Annotated in this window: 17 protein-coding genes, 1 pseudogene and 1 riboswitch; of the genes and pseudogenes, 3 read left to right on the top strand and 15 right to left on the bottom strand. The window is 43.3% G+C overall.

The features are described 5' to 3' along the window. Positions 1–60 precede the first annotated feature (60 nt). The 13 genes and pseudogenes from DFR59_RS05590 to DFR59_RS05525 form a co-directional block, all read right to left on the bottom strand. Entirely contained in the window at positions 61–1533 is a 1473-nt protein-coding gene (locus tag DFR59_RS05590; protein WP_114744616.1) for a SulP family inorganic anion transporter, read from the bottom strand. Between the two features lie 600 nt (positions 1534–2133). Beyond that, positions 2134–2886 carry a FixH family protein gene (locus DFR59_RS05580; RefSeq protein ID WP_114744614.1) on the bottom strand — a complete coding sequence of 251 codons (753 nt, stop codon included), beginning with the start codon at positions 2884–2886 and terminating at the stop codon, positions 2134–2136. Between the two features lie 33 nt (positions 2887–2919). After that, positions 2920–3504, bottom strand: coding sequence for a DeoR family transcriptional regulator (locus DFR59_RS05575; RefSeq protein ID WP_114744613.1), 585 nt, complete (start codon positions 3502–3504; stop codon positions 2920–2922). Positions 3505–3707: 203 nt separating this feature from the next. Further along, entirely contained in the window at positions 3708–4109 is a 402-nt protein-coding gene (locus DFR59_RS05570; protein WP_114744612.1) for a DUF2500 domain-containing protein, read from the bottom strand. A 111-nt stretch (positions 4110–4220) separates the two neighbouring features. Further along, positions 4221–5054 carry an undecaprenyl-diphosphate phosphatase gene (locus DFR59_RS05565; protein WP_114744611.1) on the bottom strand — a complete coding sequence of 278 codons (834 nt, stop codon included), beginning with the start codon at positions 5052–5054 and terminating at the stop codon, positions 4221–4223. Positions 5055–5197: 143 nt separating this feature from the next. Then, a complete protein-coding gene (locus tag DFR59_RS05560) occupies positions 5198–5809 on the bottom strand; it encodes a class I SAM-dependent methyltransferase (protein WP_114744610.1) in 612 nt (203 codons plus the stop codon). Between the two features lie 85 nt (positions 5810–5894). Then, on the bottom strand, positions 5895–7364 hold the full coding sequence (locus tag DFR59_RS05555; RefSeq protein ID WP_114744609.1) for an adenosylcobinamide amidohydrolase: 1470 nt from the start codon (positions 7362–7364) through the stop codon (positions 5895–5897). Then, entirely contained in the window at positions 7357–8424 is a 1068-nt protein-coding gene (locus tag DFR59_RS05550) for a FecCD family ABC transporter permease (RefSeq protein WP_114744608.1), read from the bottom strand. The genes DFR59_RS05555 and DFR59_RS05550 overlap by 8 nt, the downstream gene beginning before the upstream one ends. After that, entirely contained in the window at positions 8387–9361 is a 975-nt protein-coding gene (locus DFR59_RS05545; protein ID WP_114744607.1) for an ABC transporter substrate-binding protein, read from the bottom strand. Before DFR59_RS05545 ends, DFR59_RS05550 begins: the two co-directional genes overlap by 38 nt. Before the next feature lie 148 nt (positions 9362–9509). Then, positions 9510–9702, bottom strand: a riboswitch (cobalamin riboswitch). A gap of 97 nt (positions 9703–9799) precedes the next feature. Then, entirely contained in the window at positions 9800–11974 is a 2175-nt protein-coding gene (locus tag DFR59_RS05540; RefSeq protein WP_114744606.1) for a DNA topoisomerase III, read from the bottom strand. Positions 11975–12173: 199 nt separating this feature from the next. Then, a pseudogene (gene gpmA, locus DFR59_RS05535) lies at positions 12174–12902 on the bottom strand (2,3-diphosphoglycerate-dependent phosphoglycerate mutase); the annotation flags it as partial. Between the two features lie 147 nt (positions 12903–13049). After that, positions 13050–13589 (bottom strand): GNAT family N-acetyltransferase, encoded by a 540-nt coding sequence (locus DFR59_RS05530; RefSeq protein WP_114744604.1) that lies wholly within the window; start codon positions 13587–13589, stop codon positions 13050–13052. 29 nt (positions 13590–13618) lie between these two features. Then, complete coding sequence (locus DFR59_RS05525; protein ID WP_158538327.1) at positions 13619–15394, bottom strand: ABC transporter substrate-binding protein; 1776 nt, start codon at positions 15392–15394, stop codon at positions 13619–13621. A gap of 106 nt (positions 15395–15500) precedes the next feature. On the opposite strand from DFR59_RS05525, the gene DFR59_RS05520 reads away from it, so the two are divergent. Both DFR59_RS05520 and DFR59_RS05515 read left to right on the top strand, forming a co-directional pair. Continuing rightward, positions 15501–16757 carry an MDR family MFS transporter gene (locus DFR59_RS05520; RefSeq protein ID WP_158538326.1) on the top strand — a complete coding sequence of 419 codons (1257 nt, stop codon included), beginning with the start codon at positions 15501–15503 and terminating at the stop codon, positions 16755–16757. A 38-nt stretch (positions 16758–16795) separates the two neighbouring features. Continuing rightward, positions 16796–17275, top strand: coding sequence for a hypothetical protein (locus DFR59_RS05515; RefSeq protein ID WP_114744601.1), 480 nt, complete (start codon positions 16796–16798; stop codon positions 17273–17275). 48 nt (positions 17276–17323) lie between these two features. On the opposite strand, the gene DFR59_RS05510 is transcribed toward DFR59_RS05515, so the two are convergent. After that, a complete protein-coding gene (locus DFR59_RS05510) occupies positions 17324–17872 on the bottom strand; it encodes a CcdC protein domain-containing protein (protein ID WP_114744600.1) in 549 nt (182 codons plus the stop codon). Between the two features lie 251 nt (positions 17873–18123). Between DFR59_RS05510 and DFR59_RS05505 the strand changes: the two genes are divergently transcribed. Next, the gene (locus tag DFR59_RS05505) at positions 18124–18222 is read left to right on the top strand and encodes a YjcZ family sporulation protein (protein WP_114744599.1); all 99 of its coding nucleotides are present in this window, start codon (positions 18124–18126) and stop codon (positions 18220–18222) included. A gap of 60 nt (positions 18223–18282) precedes the next feature. Here DFR59_RS05505 and DFR59_RS05500 read toward each other — a convergent pair whose 3' ends face one another. Next, complete coding sequence (locus tag DFR59_RS05500; protein ID WP_170137267.1) at positions 18283–19191, bottom strand: cation diffusion facilitator family transporter; 909 nt, start codon at positions 19189–19191, stop codon at positions 18283–18285. Positions 19192–19319 lie beyond the last annotated feature (128 nt).

Raw genomic sequence — 19319 nt, 5'->3', positions numbered from 1 at the left:
AGAGGAGCTTCCGCTTTTTTGTCGAAAAAAACGAGCCCCCAATTGGGACTCGTTCCTTTTTTAATGATTCGCTGCTTTTGCATTTGGTTTATGATGGACGCCGATTTTTTCAACTAGTAATGAGCTTTGGTCATTCATCCCTATTAATTTCACCTTAGTTCCATTCTCGCGGTATTTCAATACAACCTTGTCGATTGCATCTACTGCAGAATGATCCCATAAATGGGTATGGGCCAAGTTAAGCTCTACTTTAGCGACATCTTCTTTGAAGTCAAATGATGCTACAAAGTCTGAAACAGATGCAAAGAATAACTGGCCACTGACTGTGTATCTCTTAATGTTCAAGGCCTCATCCAACTCGGAAGTGATGTGCACTTTGGAAATCTTCGATGCGAAGAAGACGGCGCTTAAGATGACTCCGGCTACGACACCGATGGATAAATTGTTTGTATACACAACTGCGCCAACGGTAACGATCATTACAATTGTATCTGTCGCTGGCATCACATGAAGCGTTTTTAAGGATGTCCAATCAAACGTTCCGATGGAAACCATAAACATAACGCCTACAAGGGCAGCCATCGGGATTCTGATCAAGAATCCATTTAATACGATGATTAGAATCAATAGGAAAACACCGGCTACGAGCGTTGAAAGGCGGCCCCTCCCGCCGGACTTCACGTTGATAACAGATTGGCCGATCATTGCACAGCCTGCCATTCCTCCAAAAAATGCGGAAACAATGTTGGCAATACCCTGTCCTTTTGCTTCACGGTTTTTGTTACTGGATGTATCCGTCATATCGTCGACGATTTGAGCCGTCAGGAAGGATTCTACCAAACCGACAAGCGCAATCCCAAATGAATAAGGGAAAATGATCTTTAGTGTATCAATGTTAAAAGGAATATCCGGTATCATGAAAGTCGGCAATGCACGCTTCAGTTCACCCATATCTCCAACCGTGCGAACATCGCTTCCAGTAAAGACAGCGATCAGCGTAATCACAATAATAGCAACTAACGGTGATGGAACTGCTTTGGTGAAACGCGGGAAAATATAAATGATGGCTAAAGCACCTGCAACCATGGCATACATCGGCCATGATTCCCCTATAAAGTGTGTAAGCTGAGCCATGAAAATCAAAATGGCTAGTGCATTGACGAATCCTACCATAACGGATCTAGGGATGAATTTCATCAAACGTCCTGCTTTAAAATATCCAAGAATGATCTGAATCACACCTGTAAGGATAGTAGCAGCCAAAAGATATTGGAGACCGTGGCTTGCAACCAATGATCCCATCAATAAGGCTGTTGCCCCTGTTGCAGCAGAAATCATCGCAGGTCTTCCACCAAAAAAGGCAGTCGTCACTGCGATACAGAAGGACGCATACAATCCTACCATTGGGTCAACTCCTGCAATGATGGAAAACGCTATGGCTTCCGGAATCAGCGCCATGGCAACAACCATACCAGCAAGGATATCTCCTCGAATGTTTCCAAACCATTCAGTTTTAAGTTTCTGTATATTCAATACAGCACCTACTTTCTATTCTGTTTTTATTCAATAATCATGGCTTTCAACTCTCATGAAAGCCGGGTCCGTTGGCAACGCTGAGTATTATATCACAGAAGGCAGTAAGTTGTACCCATTGAAAAATCGGTTACAATATGTGATTTCTTTCTTTTTCGAGCGTATTCTCTTTATTTTGTAGTTTCATGGAAAAAAGAAATTTCTTAAGGGGATTTTTTTCACTTTTGAATGGCAGGTTGTACGGTGATATTAGGGAGATATATTGGGCAGAAATTTTTCAAATTAGTGGGCATATAGTTAATTGGAGTCAGCGTGACCACTGGTTAATGCCGATGGCGCATAAGAAGGGGATTTTGGTGCATAGGAGGTATTTAACGGCGCATAAAATCCGTTTCTCGCGCATAAGAGGGGAAAAACCGCGCAAAGCCACCATTTTTTGGCGCAAAGGGCATGTCTAAAGGTACTATTCGGGATGATTTTCTCCTTAATTTCCTTCATGGATTATCTTCAATGGCATATTTCGGACTCAATAAGAACAATTTGGCTCTCCTACACCCTAAAATAAGAAAAACTGCCCTATATCAGGCAGTTTTCTGCGAATTATTGAACAGCGACAGTCTCTTCCGTATGATCATGGAGTCCTTCATCGTTTTCCACGTGGATTTTTACTGTATATTTTCCACTTTCCTTAAATGTATATTCAGCCGTGTATTGTCCGGGACCTTCTGCTTTGGTTTCAACATATTCATGCTTCTCGGAATTCTCTTTCCAAATCTCAAAGCGGACATGTGCATTTTCCAGCATTTCATCACCTTTCATGATATGCGCCATCAACTTGACTGATTTCCCAGCTTCGATGACCTTAGGAGACATAAGATGAATATCAACGGCATGCTCATGGCCTTCCTCTCCGTCGTGATGGTGTTCTTCTTCTTGAGTCTGAGCTGCCTCTCCAGTCCCTACCGTTACTTGTGTCTTAGGCATCGTATGCATCTGCCTTGCTGTCACGTGGACTTGTACCGAGTAGACACCCTCCATATCGAATTTGTATTGCGCTGTGTAGTGGCCGTTTTTCTCATTTTTAGCATCGATTAATTGGCTATCATCTTTCATGCCGTCCATCCACACTTCATATTTCACTTCATCCGCATCTTTTACGGCTTCTTTTCCTTGTGTGACATATGCATCCAATTTTACTTTTTGGCCTTTATCCACTTTTTCAGGAACTTTTATATCTACTTTTACCTCTTGTGGTACACTGCCCCCGTTTTGTTCATCTTTCTCATTTTGACCGCACGCGCCCAGGATTATCATGGAGACGGCGAGGATCAAAATTCCTATCATCTTTTTCATACATAACTTCCTTCCTGAATGTACTGGACTTTATTATTTTTTCTTCGAATCACAGCTCGAATGGCTATTCATGGACTGATGAATCGTTTCAAGTGCCTCTTCAAACGAGTAAATCTCCCCGCCAAATCCATTTAAAAACCTTTGAGCGTCCCGAAGCGTGCCAAATGTTAAGACAGTTGGCTGGCAGCAATTGAGATCCAGCTCTGGATTAAATACATAATAGGCAGATTTTGCATTAAGAGTCGTATCCCTCAAGAAATCTTTGCAAATGATTTGGACAAACGAATCTGGCCGGTCAGAATATCTTAACAATGCACAATGGGCACAGCACGTATGCTCGACTGCATGTCCACTCGTAAAGAGCTGGATGGACTGTTTGGTAAGTGAAATTTTATGGCAATAACTGCAGGAGTGATGCTGCAGCTGCCCTTCTGGTGTGGGGGCAAGCATGATGCCTCCAGATGTCTTGACGACTTCCCCGCTTTCCAAAAGTGGACGGAGATCGCGGTAGACTGTCATTTCAGATACTTCCAGACGGCTGCTGATTTCAGCAATCTTAAGACTTCCCTCTTTGGTCAGCCAATCGACGATTTGTTTTTTCCTTTCAATTGGAAGCAATCTGTCCACCTCTTTCGATCGTTTTCTATCTTCTTAAGCTTATTCCATAGAACGCTTTCAAACAAGTTGGCCCAAGGGATTAAATGTTACTATTTGTTGAACTTTAACATCATAGCCAAATATAGGAGTTTCCACACGCAAAAAAGACCTCTTTTTTAGAGGTCATCATTTGTAAGAGTTTGTTAGTTAACATAATAATATTATTAAAAACTAGCTTTTGAGATGGATCGCTCAAATCCTAAGTAGCGCGTACCTTGGAAAGACAGCGTCCCTTTGTCCCCTTCTGCGAGCATCCCGAATTCGCTTCCGTCGACTTGAAACTCCATCCGGTCACCGCTTTCGACTTCAAATGTGGCATAATAATTAGTCGAAGTAGAGTGATGGTGGTGTCCATCGTGATTGTGGCTGTGCCGGCTGACTTCGTCACGCTTAGATACCACTTTCGCATCTACTGTCAGTTTAGGCTGTTTATTATTATGGCTCCATTGAGAAATCCCTTTAATAATAGAAAAAATAATTCCCCCGATGACGATGATGAATATAACCCCGATAAAAATTGGCCCGAGTGTGAAAATCAAGTTTGAAGGGCCGTTGTCAAATGGCATTTCGATTCCCCCTATTTTATCTCTTATCATTAGTCTACGAACGAATTTTCAAAAAAGTTTCATTTTCTTCATAAAAAAACTCTCCGCATACACGGAGAGTTTTTCTTTCAATCAAATATGAATGATCACAAACAAAATGACCGCAAGTACGATTCGGTAAATCGCAAATGGTACGAGCTTGATGCGGTTGATCAATGCCAGGAAGAACTTGATGGAAATCAAGGCTACGATAAACGCACTGACAAATCCCACGATAAAAAATGGAATGACGTCAGAAGTGATCGCAGATGCGTGTTTCAATAATGTTAATGCACTTGCTCCCGCCATGATTGGAACAGCCATGATGAATGTAAAATCTGCTGCTGCTTTATGGCTCAAGCCGGACATGACCCCTGCTGAAATCGTAGATCCTGATCGGGAGAACCCTGGCCATAGAGCCAAGCATTGAGAAAGCCCGATGATCAAGGCGTGTTTATACGTCAGCTTGTCTACTGTATCGACTGCAGGCGTCCTTTTTGCTTTCCAGTCAGCAATCAGCATGAGGATAGCTCCGGCAATCAACCCGACGATGACCGTATTGACGGAGAACAAATGAGCCTCGATGTAGTCATCAAATAAAAGTCCTAAGATGACTGCCGGTAAGAGTCCGACAATGACTTGAAGCAAATTTAATTTGTGGTGGTGCACTTCATCTTCGCTTTTCATTCTCTTCAATCCCAATAGGTCAAAGAAACGATTGCGGAAAACGACTACAACAGCCAGGATGGATCCGAGCTGGATGACGACTTTAAAGACCGTCGCAATTTCTGGTGTCAATAATTTTTCTGATTTTAAAAACATATCGTCGACAATGACCATGTGTCCTGTAGAGGATACTGGCGCAAATTCCGTCAGTCCTTCTACTAATCCAAGGATGGCTGCGACGAAAAGATTCCATAAGTGCAAAGAATACACACTCCTTTGTTTCGAATACTTTCTTCTGAATCACTTCCTAATATTAAACGTTCTGGCAAAGGAATGTCTAGTGAAAATAATAATGGAAGAAAGGATTGATTCAACATTCATAGATAATAGGCAGGACTATCCTTTTACTTCTTCTTTAAAATCATTGCTTGATAGTCTGGCCCCTGCCCGTCCATCGGAATGACCTTAAGGTCTATAATTTCAAATTCTTTTATGACTTCATTCTGGATATCTTCATTTGTATAAAAGGAAAAGAATCTCTTCGGTTCATAATGATCCCCTTCCCATATCCCTTCACTGTCCTCTCCCCCATAGACGCCTAGATAGAATAATCCGTTTAGCTTAAGTACGGATTTCAGGTTCTGAATCACCGTCTGGAAGTCTTTTTTTGGCACATGCAAAAGGGAGTTCATCGACCAGATTAAATCGAAGGATTCAGTTGGAAGATTCATATGGAAGTAATCCATCACTTCTGCCTTGAGTCCTTTTTCTCTGCAAATCTTCACCATATTCTCCGAAAGATCGATGCAGGTGACATCAAATCCATTTTCTTTCAGGTATTCCCCTTGAAGCCCCGGTCCTGCTCCTGCATCCAACAGACTCAATCTGCCTTTAGCGGGTACAGCTCCAATAAATCGGTTCAATTCTTCGATTTTCCAAGGCTCCATATGGATTTTGCTGCGTTCGTCAGCTTTTTGTTCGTAGCTTTCTTTTAAGAGATTTCTATATTCTGACATCCATTTTCTCCTTCTTAACGTTTTATAATATATATTTTACCATAATGTGCTAATTTTTAAGGAAGAAATTAATCTGAATAGGTTTTTAGTTACTGATCCGTTTTCTATAGTTATGGACGGCTTTTCTCGTACATTCATACACGCCTCTACTGATCATTTGACCAAGGGCTGTCATGGTTCCGGCAAAAGGATGTTCTTCACCCGATTGTGTTGCTGCAATGGATATGCTGTCCGTTGACGTTCCCGTGGCAGTAGTCCCTGTTGTCGGGTCAATGATTTCTTCATCCTGCATGACTTTGACCTTTGCTTCAGTCGCTGTGACGATCCCTTGGATGAAGGCTTCTTCAGATAGTTTTCCATTGACGAATATCCACGTATTGATGGTACCAGGTGAAAGATATTCATCGCGGAAATCTTCATGCTTCGACGCATCGATTGCATTGGCAGTTCCGGCAGTGACAAGGATGAAGACGGAAAAAGCACTGGCACGATATAGATGATAAGCCGCATCTTCCAAGTTTACGGCTGTCATGAAACCGACTGTTTCCATTGGATCGAAGTCATTCTCTATCAAGTAATTTGCCATTTCTTCCTGGTAGTTCAAGTGACTGTATTCAGGCGGCACCCTTCGGATCATAAAGCTTCTGTGCCATCCCAATCCCGCTCCTGTCACTCCAGAGGATAAGGTTTTTAAAGGCATCGGTGACTGAATAACAAGATGAGACTCACCGATAGTTAGAAAAGAATCATTAATTTCCGGGGATTGATTCTTTTCGATATATTCAGGCACTAGCAGCATCTGCGGCTTGGCAACAGAAGGATGCGCCTGCTTTTGAATGCTGGTATTATAAACTTCTTCGATCAGCTCTTCCTTCAATACTTTCTTCGGTGCATCTACCGCCATTACTTCCCCGTTTTCCATCAAGAGGATGCGGTCGCAGTAAAGACTCGCCAGATTCAAATCGTGAAAAATCGAAATAACTGTAAGTTTTCTCTCCAGCGTCCACTGCTTCAATAAATCCATCAGCTCTTTTTGAAAGGAAAGATCTAAATGGTTTGTCGGTTCATCCAATAGCAAAATCTCAGGTTCTTGCGCAAGGGCCTGGGCAAGGAAAATACGCTGCTGCTCTCCACCAGAACATTCGGAGATTTGCGCAGACTCAAGATGACGGACCCCGGTCTGCTCCATCACGGATTGGACAATCTGTTCGTCATGTTCAGTCCATGTATGGAAAAGGCCGCGTTTGTGTGCATATCTGCCGAGGGCTACGGTTTCTTTAACCGTATAAGAAAAAGTTTGGGGTGACATCTGCGGAAGAACGGCCGCCTTTTTGGCAAAGTCTTTGGCAGAATATTTTTCAATCGGCTTCCCATCCAAGATGATTTCACCATTCTCCTTTTTGATCAAATGGGTCAAGCTCTTCAGGAGTGTGGTCTTGCCGCAGCCATTCGGTCCTGCTATCCCGAAGAATTCCCCTTTTTTGACGTCAAAAGAAACATTCTTCAGGATCGGCTTTGCCTCATATCCAGCTGTCAGGTTTTTTACATTAAGCATGGCGCTTCCGTCCCCCCTTCCGATTCCGCATTAAAATAAACGCAAAGACAGGCGCACCAATCAATGAAGTGATGACACCGATCGGCAGCTCAGACGGTGCGATGACGATACGGGCAGCAAGATCTGCCAAAATCAAAAATCCAGCACCAAAAAGCCCCGATAGGATCAAAAGTCTGCCATGCGGCGGCCCCCAGATCAGCCTGATGAAATGGGGAATGACCAATCCGACAAATCCAATCGTACCTGACACTGCGACCGCAGCCCCTGTCAAAATCGAGCCGGCCGCAAGAATCATCATCTTTCTTCTTTGAACATTGACGCCTAAATGCTGTGCACGTTCTTCCCCGTAGGAAAGGACATTAAGCTCCTTTGCATTAGCCATTAGCAGTACAGATCCTATCACGAAGCATGGTGCAATCAGTTTCACATAATCCCAGCCTCTCATCGACACACTGCCGAGCAGCCAGCCTATGATCTGCCTCAACTCTTGACCTGTCAGCGCAATCATGAGTGAAATAAATGCGCCAAGAAAGGAACTGAAAATGATTCCAGTCAAAATAATGGTCTCCACTTTCATGGAACGCTCCACACTTCTCGCAAAAAAAAGCACCGCGAACATCGTTAAAATGGCTGCACCGATACTGATGATGGGAAGGGTGTAAAGTCCGAGAAAAGGAATGGACAGTGAAAAGAAGAGAGTCGCAACCGCGCCTAAGGATGCCCCGGATGACACTCCTAATGTATAGGGATCAGCCAATGGGTTTCGCAGCAAACCTTGAAACGCTGCACCGGCCATTGATAAAGATGCACCGACAAATCCGGCCAACAGCACCCGTGGAAATCTGATTTCCATGATGATCGACTCGTACATTGGTTTTATCTTGCCGGAGCCCAGTCCCAGCTCCTTATTTAAAAACAGATGAATGATGTCCACTAAAGGAATAGACAAAGAGCCGGCTGATATGCCGGCTATTGCTGCTGCGATTAGAAATAAGATCCCCAAAATGTAGGGAATAAACGATTTATTTTGCAAATTTCTCTGGGTAAATGACTTTCGCAAGTTCTTCGATCCCCTCTGCAAGTCTAGGACCTGAACGCGTCACCAGGTCTGTATCGACATCGTAGACTTGTTTGTTCTGAATGGCAGGCACCTGCTCCCAGCCTTTTCGATTCAAGATATCATTCACTGGATCTTTCACAAACGCACCGCATGTTGTGATAATGACATCCGGTTTCAAGGCAATGACAGACTCATCTGACATCTTCGCCCATCCTTCCTGATCACCTGCTGCATTTTTAGCGTGAATGATCTGAAGCATTTCATCAAGGAATGTTCCTTTCCCTGTTGTAAACAATTCAGGCTCCGGGGACACTTCCACATAGACACTTTTCATCTGATCGTCAGGGATGGATTGGGCTTTTTCTGCAATGGCATTGATTTTTTCTTTCATCCTGTTCACCATTTTGTCTGCTTGATCTTTTGCCCCTATTGTCTTTCCAATCAGTTCAATCGATTGATAGACGCTGTCAAAATTATTCGCGTCATTTATCACAACGACAGGGATGCCGGCATCTTTGATTTGTTTCAAACCTGCTTCAGCCGATTTGGCAGTGGATTCATGGGCTAACACGACATCCGGCTGCAATCCGATGATTTTCTCTACATTGAATACCATGTTGCCGATTTTTTCTTTTTTGGCCACCTCTTTAGGATAGTTGTCAAAATCGGTTACACCAACAATTTTGTCCCCCATCCCCAAACCGTAAACGACTTCTGTGTTGCTTGGAATCAGCGAAACAATTTTCTTCGGCTCTTCTTTTAAGGTGATTTCATTGCCGATGGCGTCTTTAAATGTGGTTGGAAAGGCAGCTTCTTTTGATTGTTCGGTTTTTCCTTGCTGGTCTTTTCCTGTTTCGTTTTTCGCATCCTGTGCACAGCCTGTCATCAGGCCTGCAATTAAAAGAATCGAAAATAGAAGGGTGATGATTCGTTTCATGTGTTTCTCTCCTTTTAGTCCTTTGCTCGTCTAGGAAAAAACAAAAAATCCTGCTCAAATTACCTTGAGCAGGATGGTATGTATAGTGGCAGCGATTCTTAAAATCACATCGGCCATTATACACCTTCCTATCCTCGTAGGTTTATTGGTGCATACATCAAAATCGGCAGGTCTCCTGGCTCTTGATCATCGCTCGCTGCACCTTCCCATGCATCAATGCACAGTGGTAATAAACAGCTTGCTCTCAATTACAGTGGCGGGACCGCGTTGGAGTTTCACCAACTTCCCTTTTAAGAAAATGGGCTTATCACCGCATTTTCACCGATATTTGTACGACTGCAGGCGACTTTTAAGCAGCCTGCTATTCAATTTTTCCGCTAAGGGAAATTATAGCACAGTAATATTTAAATCGTCATCATTTTTTGTCAAAATTTGTTGTCATTTCGTCTGCTCAAACAAAAAATTCAATTTTCCGTCCTTCCAGCCAAGCTTCGCATTGAAAGTTTTTTCGCCCTTTTTGAAGCCTTTGATAAGGTTGGACTCGCCCGATTTGATGATTTTTTTCATATTCGCAGCAGAGACGCTTTTGCCCAGGATCTTTTTTGAAAATGTGAAGCCGCATTTGGTGTTTTGATAGTTTGAACATCCATACAGCTTTCCTTTGTCTACTACCTGACCAGTTTGGCAGACCGGGCATGGGCCAAGGTCCTCCTGGGTTTTGGTAGAAGAGCCCCTGCTGAATTTTGATTTAGAATTATTTTTCGGTTCAACGGAATATCGGGTAAAATCCCAGCTTGAGGACTGGTCCTTTGCATCTTCAATTATTTTCAAAGAGAGCTTCTTCACTTGTTCCATGAACACACCAGGTGAAGCGCCACCCTCGCCGATTTCGCTCAGACGCTGTTCCCATTTAGCGGTCATTTCAGGAGATGCCAGTATTTTTTCCCCGATGGCGTCAATCAATAGCTTCCCTTTATCAGTAGCAAAGACCTGATTCTTCCGGACATCAATGTAATTCCTTGTCTTCAGCATCGTGATGATTCCTGATCTGGTAGCCTCTGTTCCAAGCCCTTCTGTCTTCATCAGGACTTTCTCCAAATCTTCATTGTTCAAATGCTTTCCGGCCGTCTTCATCAACGTAATGAGCTGGCCTTCTGTATAGCGTTTCGGAGGCTGGGTCTTCCCTTCTTTTACCCATGCTTTTTGAACGTTTCCTGCGTCATTCTTTTGAACAGGCGGAAGGAGGACATCATTTTCCCCTTCTTCCTGTTGGAAAATGACTTTTCTCCAACCTTCTTGGATCTGCTGCTTCCCTTTTGAGATAAAGGATGCACGGCCATCTACCAAAGTGTTGAGCGTCGTATAGTCAAAGATGGCTTTTTCATGATGCGCTGCTATGAGGCGTTTCACTATTAGGTCGTATATTTTCCGTTCGTCCCCTGAAAGCTTGGAAGGATCCTTCACTTGCTCTGTCGGAATGATGGCATAGTGGTCTGTCACTTTCTTTTCATTCACGAAGCGCTTATTGTTTAGGATGGATTTAAACGGCAGCGGAAAATAATCTTTATAATCATCAAACTGGCTGATCTTCCGAAGGATCTCCGGGAACGTTTCTGCTTCACCGGGTGTGACATAGTTGGAATCGGAGCGCGGATAGGAAACGATTCCTTTTTGGTAAAGCGCCTGGGTGATGTCCAACGTTTTTTTAGGCGGGAAAGAAAAGATTTTATTCGCCGTTGCCTGCAGTGCAGACAGATTGAATAATAGCGGCGGCTGAAATTCCTTCCGTTCTTTTTCCGATTCTTCCACTTGAGCGGGCTTTCCTTGGCAGAAAGCTGCAATTTTCTCTGCTGTTTCCGCATCCTTTAATCGGGATTCTTGTTCCTTATGCCATTTTCCTTCGTATGTATGTCCATTGATTTTGAACTTCGCCATGACTTCCCAAAACGGCTCCGATTTAAAATCTTCTATTTCTTTTTCCCGCTTAACGATCAGAGCTAGCGTCGGGGTCTGCACCCTCCCAGCGGAGAATACGTCCTGAATGCCTTTTTGCTTCAAGAGAATGCTGAATACACGGGATGCATTCATGCCGATAAGCCAATCTGCACATGCTCTCGTATACGCCTCGTAGTAGACATTTTTGGTTTCCGTTTCATCCAGGAGCCGTTCGAATCCTTCGATTATCGATTTCTTCGTCAATGAGGAAATCCAGAGGCGCTTCATCGGTTTTTTGACACCGGACAAGTGAATGACATTCCTGACGATGAGCTCGCCTTCCCGTCCGGCATCCCCGGCATGGATGATTTCTGTCACTTCCGGTTTTTTCAGGATGGATTTAACGACATTGAACTGCTTAGCTTTCGTGCGCTCCACTTCATATTGGAATCTTTCAGGAATGATCGGCAGCTGTTCGAGGGTCCATTTTTTCCATTGAGGGTTGTATTTTTCCGGGGGAGCCAATTGGCAAAGATGCCCGATGGCCCAAGTGACGTAAGCGCCATTTGGGAAGAGTTCTGTGGGAAGGATTTCAATGTAGCCCTGCTGCTTCTTATGTTTAAAAGGCGATGCCAACGTAGCCCCTTGGTCGGGCTTTTCGGCGATAATCACTTTCATAGCGTCTCTCCTTATAGGAATCTTTTTAACTATTATACTGCTTTTTTACTTAAAGTGGCGAAGGAAGTTCTCGAATTTAAATGATAGAAAAATGAAGCCCTTCCAGGAAAGGCTTCACTTAGAAAACATTTTAAAAACCCGCATCTCCAATCAGGCCGTCTTCTTTCAGATGCTGGTCTTCTTTTTCCACCAGCTCCGGTATATGCTTAGGGATCTCCCCTTCCGGCACCGGTCCGACAATGCTTAAGTAGTAATGTTTCAGTGGTTTTAATTCTTCATCTAATTCGTAGACCAATGGGATGCTCGTCGGGATATTCAAATCAGAAATGCCGTCCGCTGAAATGTGGTCGAGGAGCTGGACCAGGGATCGTAGTGTATTGCCATGGGCGGAAATGATGACGTGATTTCCTTGCTTAATCACCGGTGCAATTTCTTCGTTCCAATAGTAAAGCACCCGTTTTTCAGTGTCCTCTAAGTTTTCTGATAGGGGAAAATCATTTTCTTTCAAATCGCGATACTTTGGATCATCTGCTTCAAACCTTGGATCTTCCTTGGTGATAGCTGGGGGTTTTTCCTTCATGGAACGCCGCCATTGGTGCACCTGCTCATCGCCATATTTTTTGGCCGTTTCTTCTTTATTCAATCCTTGCAGCGCCCCATAATGGCGTTCATTCAGCTTCCAGCTTTTCTTGACCGGGACCCACATCTGATCCATTTCATGAAGAATGATCCAAAGGGTCCGAATCGATCTTTTCAGTACGGAGCAGTAGGCTGTATCGAATTGAAATCCATTTTCCCTTAAGATGATGCCAGCTTCACGAGCTTCGTTCAAACCATTATCCGTCAAATCGACATCCGTCCAGCCGGTGAAACGGTTTTCCAGATTCCATACGCTCTGTCCGTGGCGGATCAGTACGAGTTTGTACATGGTTTCTCCCTTCCTTCCAACCAAGATCTTTCGTTTAGTATGGGGCCACTTTCCATTTTTTTATTCCACTTTTCGGCGTCTGTCTAAACTTCTATGAGGTTGAAAAAAAACAGCATCCATCTTTGTATGGGATGCCGGCTGTTAAAATTAGGATTTCCATTCTTCTTTCAACATTCCATAGACGCTGTGGTCAACGAAATGGTCATACAGCCATTCTGCCTGCCTAAGCGTGCCTTCAAGCTTAAAGCCCAATCTTTCTGGAATGCTTCTGCTTTTGTTGTTTTTGTCGGCTGCCCTGATTTCTACCTTGTTCAGATTGAATTCATTGAATGCCAAATTGGTGAGGAAATGAACGGTTTCGGTCATGATGCCGTGTCCTTGATACCCTTGGGCAAGCCAGTAGCCAATTGTGCCAATTTTATTGTTCCAGTCAAATGTATTAAAGCCCGCTGTGCCGACTGGCTCTCCTTTGAAAAAGATCATCGTGTTGAAGCTTCTTTTTTCTTTATAATTTTCCAGGGAGTTTTGAAGAAATGCTCTGGAGTCTTCGATGGTTTTAGAGTAATCAAGCCATCCGAGCCATTCTTTCAGGTATTCCCTGTTCGAGTCGATCAATGCTGCCATTTGTTCGGCATATTGAGGGTCCGAAACTTTTAATAGCAGGTTTTCATTAATTTGATAGTCCATATCTATGAATCTCCTATTCTGTCATGAATTTATTTTTTAAACCAAACCCGGTCAAATTCAACCCAGCCGTCGCTGGTCAATTGGATGTTTTGCACATCTTGGTTGTATTCGATAACGGATTGGTTCCGGTAGAGAGGGAGGATGTGAGTTTTTGAAACCATGATATTTTCTATTTCTCTCAGGCATTGCAGCCTTTCTTCCCTCTCGCTCATCTTCACCATTCTTAAAAGTATCGCTTCGACTTCTATCATCGCTGCTTCGCTTAAATGGATTTTCAAGACGCTGTTCGATGACAAAAAGTGATGCAGGAAACACATTTCCATCTGTTCGGTCATATTGGCGCTATCGTGAACAAGGTCGGCTTCCTCTAATCTATGATTCTGAAGGAGCTCGATTCCGGGAAAGAAGGATGCCTCGATTTTGATCCCGTAGTCTGCGCATCTCTCTATAATCCATGCCGTTTCTTCCACATGGTCCTGGTCTGTGAATGTATAAAGCTTCAACGTTTCCCCTTTGTAGCCTGAAGTCCTTAGGAGATCAGCTTCTGAAACGCTATCACGCTTTATTTCTGCCGCTCCTGGGAGAATTCCATTTGCTATATCCCCTCTCGGACCACCCAACTCCTTTTTCATCAAGGCCGGGTCTAAAATGGAGTGGAGAAGTTTTCGGAAATTATTATTCTGGCAGACTCCTTGTTTTCTAGTATTGATGGAAACGAATTGTGTATTCCATTCAATGGATTTTGTTCGATTTCCGGAGGATTCAGGATCGGATGGGTGGACATAAGACATGAACTCGAACGCTGAGCTGCCTGCTTCTTTTAGCCCCGGAATGCTTTCTTCATTCCAGAGTTCCACAAAATCCAAAAATGGCCGGCCATTGAAATAGTGGTCGTTTGCTTTTATTATGAGCCGGTCATCATTTAGTTTTTCCAAGGAGAATGGACCAGTTCCTATCAATGGTTCATGTCCTTCAGCATTTTGATTGTAACGAACAATGGAACATCTTTCGTCTGCCAGAATGGATAGGAAGAAGGCATGAGTTTCTTTTAAAACCAGTTCTACTATGTATTCTTCTGTTGCTTCAATAGATTCCACCTGTGAAAGCATCCACTGAAATGGGTGGCTTCTATCAAACTTGAGTTCAAGCAGGGATTTGGCAGCATGTTCGGCCCTCAATGGAGTCCCATCATGAAAGAAAACACCTTTTCTTATGTAAAAAGTCCATTTGAACCTTTGCTCATCATATTCCCAGTGAAAGGCCAGATGAGGCTTTATGGTTTTGGTGCGGGGATCAAACACTACCAGCGTGTCAAAAAGCTGCTTGACGACATGGCTTTGGGATCGGAGCTGCGCCCATTTGGGATCCAGGCTCGGGAAAAACGACGTGATGTTTACTTTTAACCGGAGGATATCCTTCTTCCCTTCTATCGTTTCTTCCTGATGGAATCCGAATAAACTTTCCATCCATTCCTTGAACTGATCCATAAGTTTTGGAAAGAACGTTTGGTATTCTTCCATGTATTTAGAAGCATTCTGCAAGTCGCCGTTTTGGACCATTTCTTTGCACATTGCTGAAAGGAGTGCTTCGGGGTTTTCCAGGAAAGTCATCCGGGATTTGTTTCCCCTTCCCCTGCCAGGAGCCCACTCGATCCATTGCCCTTTAATCAACCGGTCAATGACAAGCTTGCTGTTTCGGTTTGTGCAAAAGAGTAGTGTGGATATTTCATCGAGAGTCATTTCGACTGTTGGAAAATTTCGTTTTTCTCTTCCGTTAAAATATAGCTTTATGTAATGTTCGAACATCACGTAACCTCCCCTCTCTTCTAAAAGGTGAAATGGAAATACTGTCATTCTACTCTTTTTCTTCTGGAATAACCATCCTAAAATGAGATTTCCAGGAGGGATGAAAATGAGAAAAATAAAAACATTGCTAGAACGTTATGATCGGGTCATCTGGATCCGTTTTGTAGGAGAATTTATTACGGGAATATCAGGCGCGATGCTTGCACCGTTTTTAATCTTGTATCTTCATGAGGTATTTAATGGCAGTGTAATGATTCCCATGCTTGTTGTATCTTTGCAGCCATTCACAGAAATGCTCGTTACATTTCTGGCTGGGCAATACACAGACAGGGTCGGGCGCAAAATATCAATAAACGGATCCCTCTTTCTGCAAGGAGCTGCAATGATCGGGTTCATATTTGCAGACAGTGTATGGCTGATTGCAGTACTATATGCGCTGAACGGGGCTGGAAGAGCCATCTATATCCCTGCCTCAAGAGCGCAGATAGCGGATCAGACTAGTGAGGATATGCGATCGGAAGTGTTCGCGGTCATTTCTGCCATCGGGTCATTCGGGATGACGATCGGACCTGCTGCCGGCCTCATCCTTTACAAAAGCAGTCCTTCCCTTTTATTTTTATTAGAAGGGTCCGCACTTCTCATTTATTTCGCAATCTGCACGGCATTTATGAAAGAAACAGCTCCATTTACAACCGGCGCCCATGTGAATGGAAATGGATTTGGTACTGCACCGGCCATTCGAAAACCCCTTTCTTTTTATCTGCCATTGATTGGAGTCATGCTGCTTTCCATGCCAATCAGTCTTTTTTATGCACAGATGGAAACAACCTATCGCTTGTTTTCACAAGATATGTTTAAGGACGGGGTCTTCGCACTGACATTGATGTCTATTGCTAAAGCAGTAATCAGCCTGTTTGTGGAAATTCCTTTAGTGAAATGGTCCAGTAAATTCACCATGAAAAAAATCATCGGGATATCCTATGTATGCTTTGCACTTGCTGCTGTCGGCCTGGGGCTTTCAAGCACTTATGTCATGTTGATCATAACGGTGTTGATCCTGACAATCGGAGAAAGCATCGGACTGAACCACTTCTTGAGTTTTGTGGGAAGAATGGCGCCAGCCGATAAACGCGGCACTTTCTTTGCCATTTACGGGACGCATTGGGATCTCTCACGAACCATCAGCCCGGCCATTGGGGGCATAATAATGCTCCATGTTGGCGGCGGCTTCATTTTCTTTGGAGCAGGGGCACTCCTTCTTATTACATTGGTCATTCAGCAAAAGGTCGCCGGGATTGCCGAAAGGTCCTATTTGAATACTGTCCCTAAAAACATTCCCGATTCAAGACGGGTTGTGGTATAATCAACGGACAAAATCGAAGAAATGAAACGAGGATATGCATGCTTACATTTGAAGAAAAACAAACACTGATTGAAAAGAATTTTCCGCAATTAACAAAGAAAGACGTTTCTCTTAAACGGGTCAATTACCATTTTGAAGACAGTGCCTACGAAAAAAGCAATGTCGTTTACCATTTGCATCCGAATGGGAATGGATTCGTATATGGAGGATTGCTGAAAGGCTATCCGACAGACGACCGGGGAATGATCAATATCCGCGAGTTCTCTGCTGAGGAATTGATGAAAGTGATCAAGGAATCTATTGATTCCCTTTCATGGAATGAAAAGAACACGCGTGAAGCAGCCATTGTCGGGGAAGCTCAGGAAGAACGATGGATAAATGATGAAGGCCATGAACTAATTCTGGTTGAAGAAGACGAGTGGTGGAACATCTATGACGGACTCAATTTAGAAGCAGCCTACGGTTCTTATGACGAAGCGGAAGACTACCTGCTAGAGGAGCGGTTTAAAAGAAGCTGAGAAAAAGGAAGGCGCCATATTAAACTTGGCGCCTTTTTTTGTATTTCCTTATATCTGTATGGTCGGTTTGGATTCTGTTTCTTGGAGAAGAACTTTTCCTTTTTTCCAGACGTAGAAATAAAAGCCGATGTAATAAACCGCCAAAAGGAAAAAGACAGCCCTGCTTATTGGATCGCTCGTAAAAGCAATATTGACTTGATCCGGATTATTCCCCGCGTCAGCTGCTGCCTGTGAAATGGAGCCCCAGTTTGTGAAGCGGTAAATGAAGCGGCTTAAAAAAACAAATAAGATAAATGATTCAATCCATATATGCGTCCGATAATAAAGCCCATCCTCTTTCATTTCAAATAGACTCTTTCGGATGGCATACATAAGAATCAGACTACCTGCTGCAGCACCGAGGAAATCATACAGAAGGTTGATCGGATGACTGAAGCTCAACCCTAAAATCAAAACCAATAAGATTGAAAAGATGCTCATTCGGACAATGAGCCTTCTTTGTTTATAAAGCTGAAAACCGATTGATCTTCGAATTCTGCGGTAAAGCACGAATCCGATGATTGCAGCCGGCACGATAAATTGAAAAATATTCTGCACAATGCACCCCCATCTTCTTTGGAATTATTTTATCACTCTGATAGAAAAACGTCACCAGATTTTTCCACAACCTGTTCAAAATAAGGTTATTCTTCTCGGAACCTTACCTTTAAAAAAATGGGCACAGGCATAAACATAGAAGAAATAAGGCTTTTAGCCGCTACTGCTTCATTAGAGCTATTTTTATCATGTCAAAGTCTCCTCCACCTACATACTGTGAGATAGAAAGGGTCTTGAAGGAGGTGACTGTGATGGGCGGTTTTGGTGGATTTGCAGCAGGTGGATTCGCATTAGTGGTCGTATTGTTCATCCTTTTGATCATTATTGGATCTGCGTATATCAGATACTAGAATTTAATGACAAAAATAAAACGAAAAACGCCTTAGCTAATAAGGCGTTTTTCATTTATGCTACTCCTCTGCTTCCCCATCAGCATAATAGGGGTTTAAATGGATGAGCACTTCATCAATATTATCGTATTTATCCATCAAGGCTTGCTTGATCTCCCTTGCCAAATCATGTCCTTCTTTAATGGTTTTGTAGTGGTCAATTGCGATGCGGAGATCGACCACGATATAGTGTCCCAGCTCCCTTGCCCTCAATTTATCGATTCTCCTTACGAGTTCGAACTTTTCAATGATGGCAATAAAATCGGCCTGGGTTTCCATATCGATGTTGCGCTCCAGAAGAATATCAAAGGCTTCGACAAGCATCTCTTTTGCAATTTTAAAAATCAGATAGGCTACAAAAATACTGGCTACCTTGTCGCCGTATAAAAGGATATGTATATGGATTTTGCTCCCGATTACAGAAAGCAGCACACCGATAGCAGCAGCGATAGAAGCGACAATGTCTGCTTTATGATCAAATGCAATGGCTTCAATTGCTTTGCTGTTATGCTGTTTCGCGACCTTCATGGATGAGCGGTACAAATATTCCTTTGCCGCATAAGAAAAGATGGCGACCCACATGGCAAGGATGCTTGGAGTTTCAATCGGATGCATGAACCCGGTAAGAGCCTCATACACGACATATATAGAAATAAGGAATAACAGGATTCCAACGATGCCGGATACGATGACTTCGGCTTTCCCATGGCCGTATGGATGATCTTCATCTGCTGGTTTATTGGCGATTTTAATCACCAAAAGGACGATGAGTGATGCAAAGACGTCTGCAGCAGAATGGATCCCGTCTGCAAATACTGCGTCACTGTGGCTTGAATATCCGATGACCAATTTTCCGATAGTCAGGATAATATTGGCCACCAGGCTGATCCATGCAATTTTTTTGGCTATTGATTCTCTTGCTCCCAACAGTTTCACCTCTAACGTTAATCTCTTGATATCATAGCAAACCCATCATGGGTGGGTCTAGAGCAAGAGTGTTGCGGATAACTATCCTTATAAGCTGCACAAAACAATTTTGCATTAAGGAAACTTTTTCG

The sequence above is a fragment of the Falsibacillus pallidus genome, from assembly GCF_003350505.1.
GTDB classification, from domain to species: domain Bacteria; phylum Bacillota; class Bacilli; order Bacillales; family DSM-25281; genus Falsibacillus; species Falsibacillus pallidus.
This window is presented reverse-complemented; position numbering and strand designations above follow the sequence as displayed.

Excerpts from the sequence above, each read along its gene's own strand:
- DFR59_RS05540 (WP_114744606.1), bottom strand. The coding sequence starts at position 11,974 with ATGAAAGTGATTATCGCCGAAAAGCCCGACCAAGGGGCTACGTTGGCA.
- DFR59_RS05525 (WP_158538327.1), bottom strand. The coding sequence starts at position 15,394 with ATGTTCGAACATTACATAAAGCTATATTTTAACGGAAGAGAAAAACGA.
- DFR59_RS05555 (WP_114744609.1), bottom strand. The coding sequence starts at position 7,364 with ATGCTTAATGTAAAAAACCTGACAGCTGGATATGAGGCAAAGCCGATC.
- DFR59_RS05505 (WP_114744599.1), top strand. The coding sequence starts at position 18,124 with ATGGGCGGTTTTGGTGGATTTGCAGCAGGTGGATTCGCATTAGTGGTC.
- DFR59_RS05515 (WP_114744601.1), top strand. The coding sequence starts at position 16,796 with ATGCTTACATTTGAAGAAAAACAAACACTGATTGAAAAGAATTTTCCG.
- DFR59_RS05560 (WP_114744610.1), bottom strand. The coding sequence starts at position 5,809 with ATGTCAGAATATAGAAATCTCTTAAAAGAAAGCTACGAACAAAAAGCT.
- DFR59_RS05520 (WP_158538326.1), top strand. The coding sequence starts at position 15,501 with ATGAGAAAAATAAAAACATTGCTAGAACGTTATGATCGGGTCATCTGG.
- DFR59_RS05570 (WP_114744612.1), bottom strand. The coding sequence starts at position 4,109 with ATGCCATTTGACAACGGCCCTTCAAACTTGATTTTCACACTCGGGCCA.
- DFR59_RS05530 (WP_114744604.1), bottom strand. The coding sequence starts at position 13,589 with ATGGACTATCAAATTAATGAAAACCTGCTATTAAAAGTTTCGGACCCT.
- DFR59_RS05545 (WP_114744607.1), bottom strand. The coding sequence starts at position 9,361 with ATGAAACGAATCATCACCCTTCTATTTTCGATTCTTTTAATTGCAGGC.
- DFR59_RS05580 (WP_114744614.1), bottom strand. The coding sequence starts at position 2,886 with ATGAAAAAGATGATAGGAATTTTGATCCTCGCCGTCTCCATGATAATC.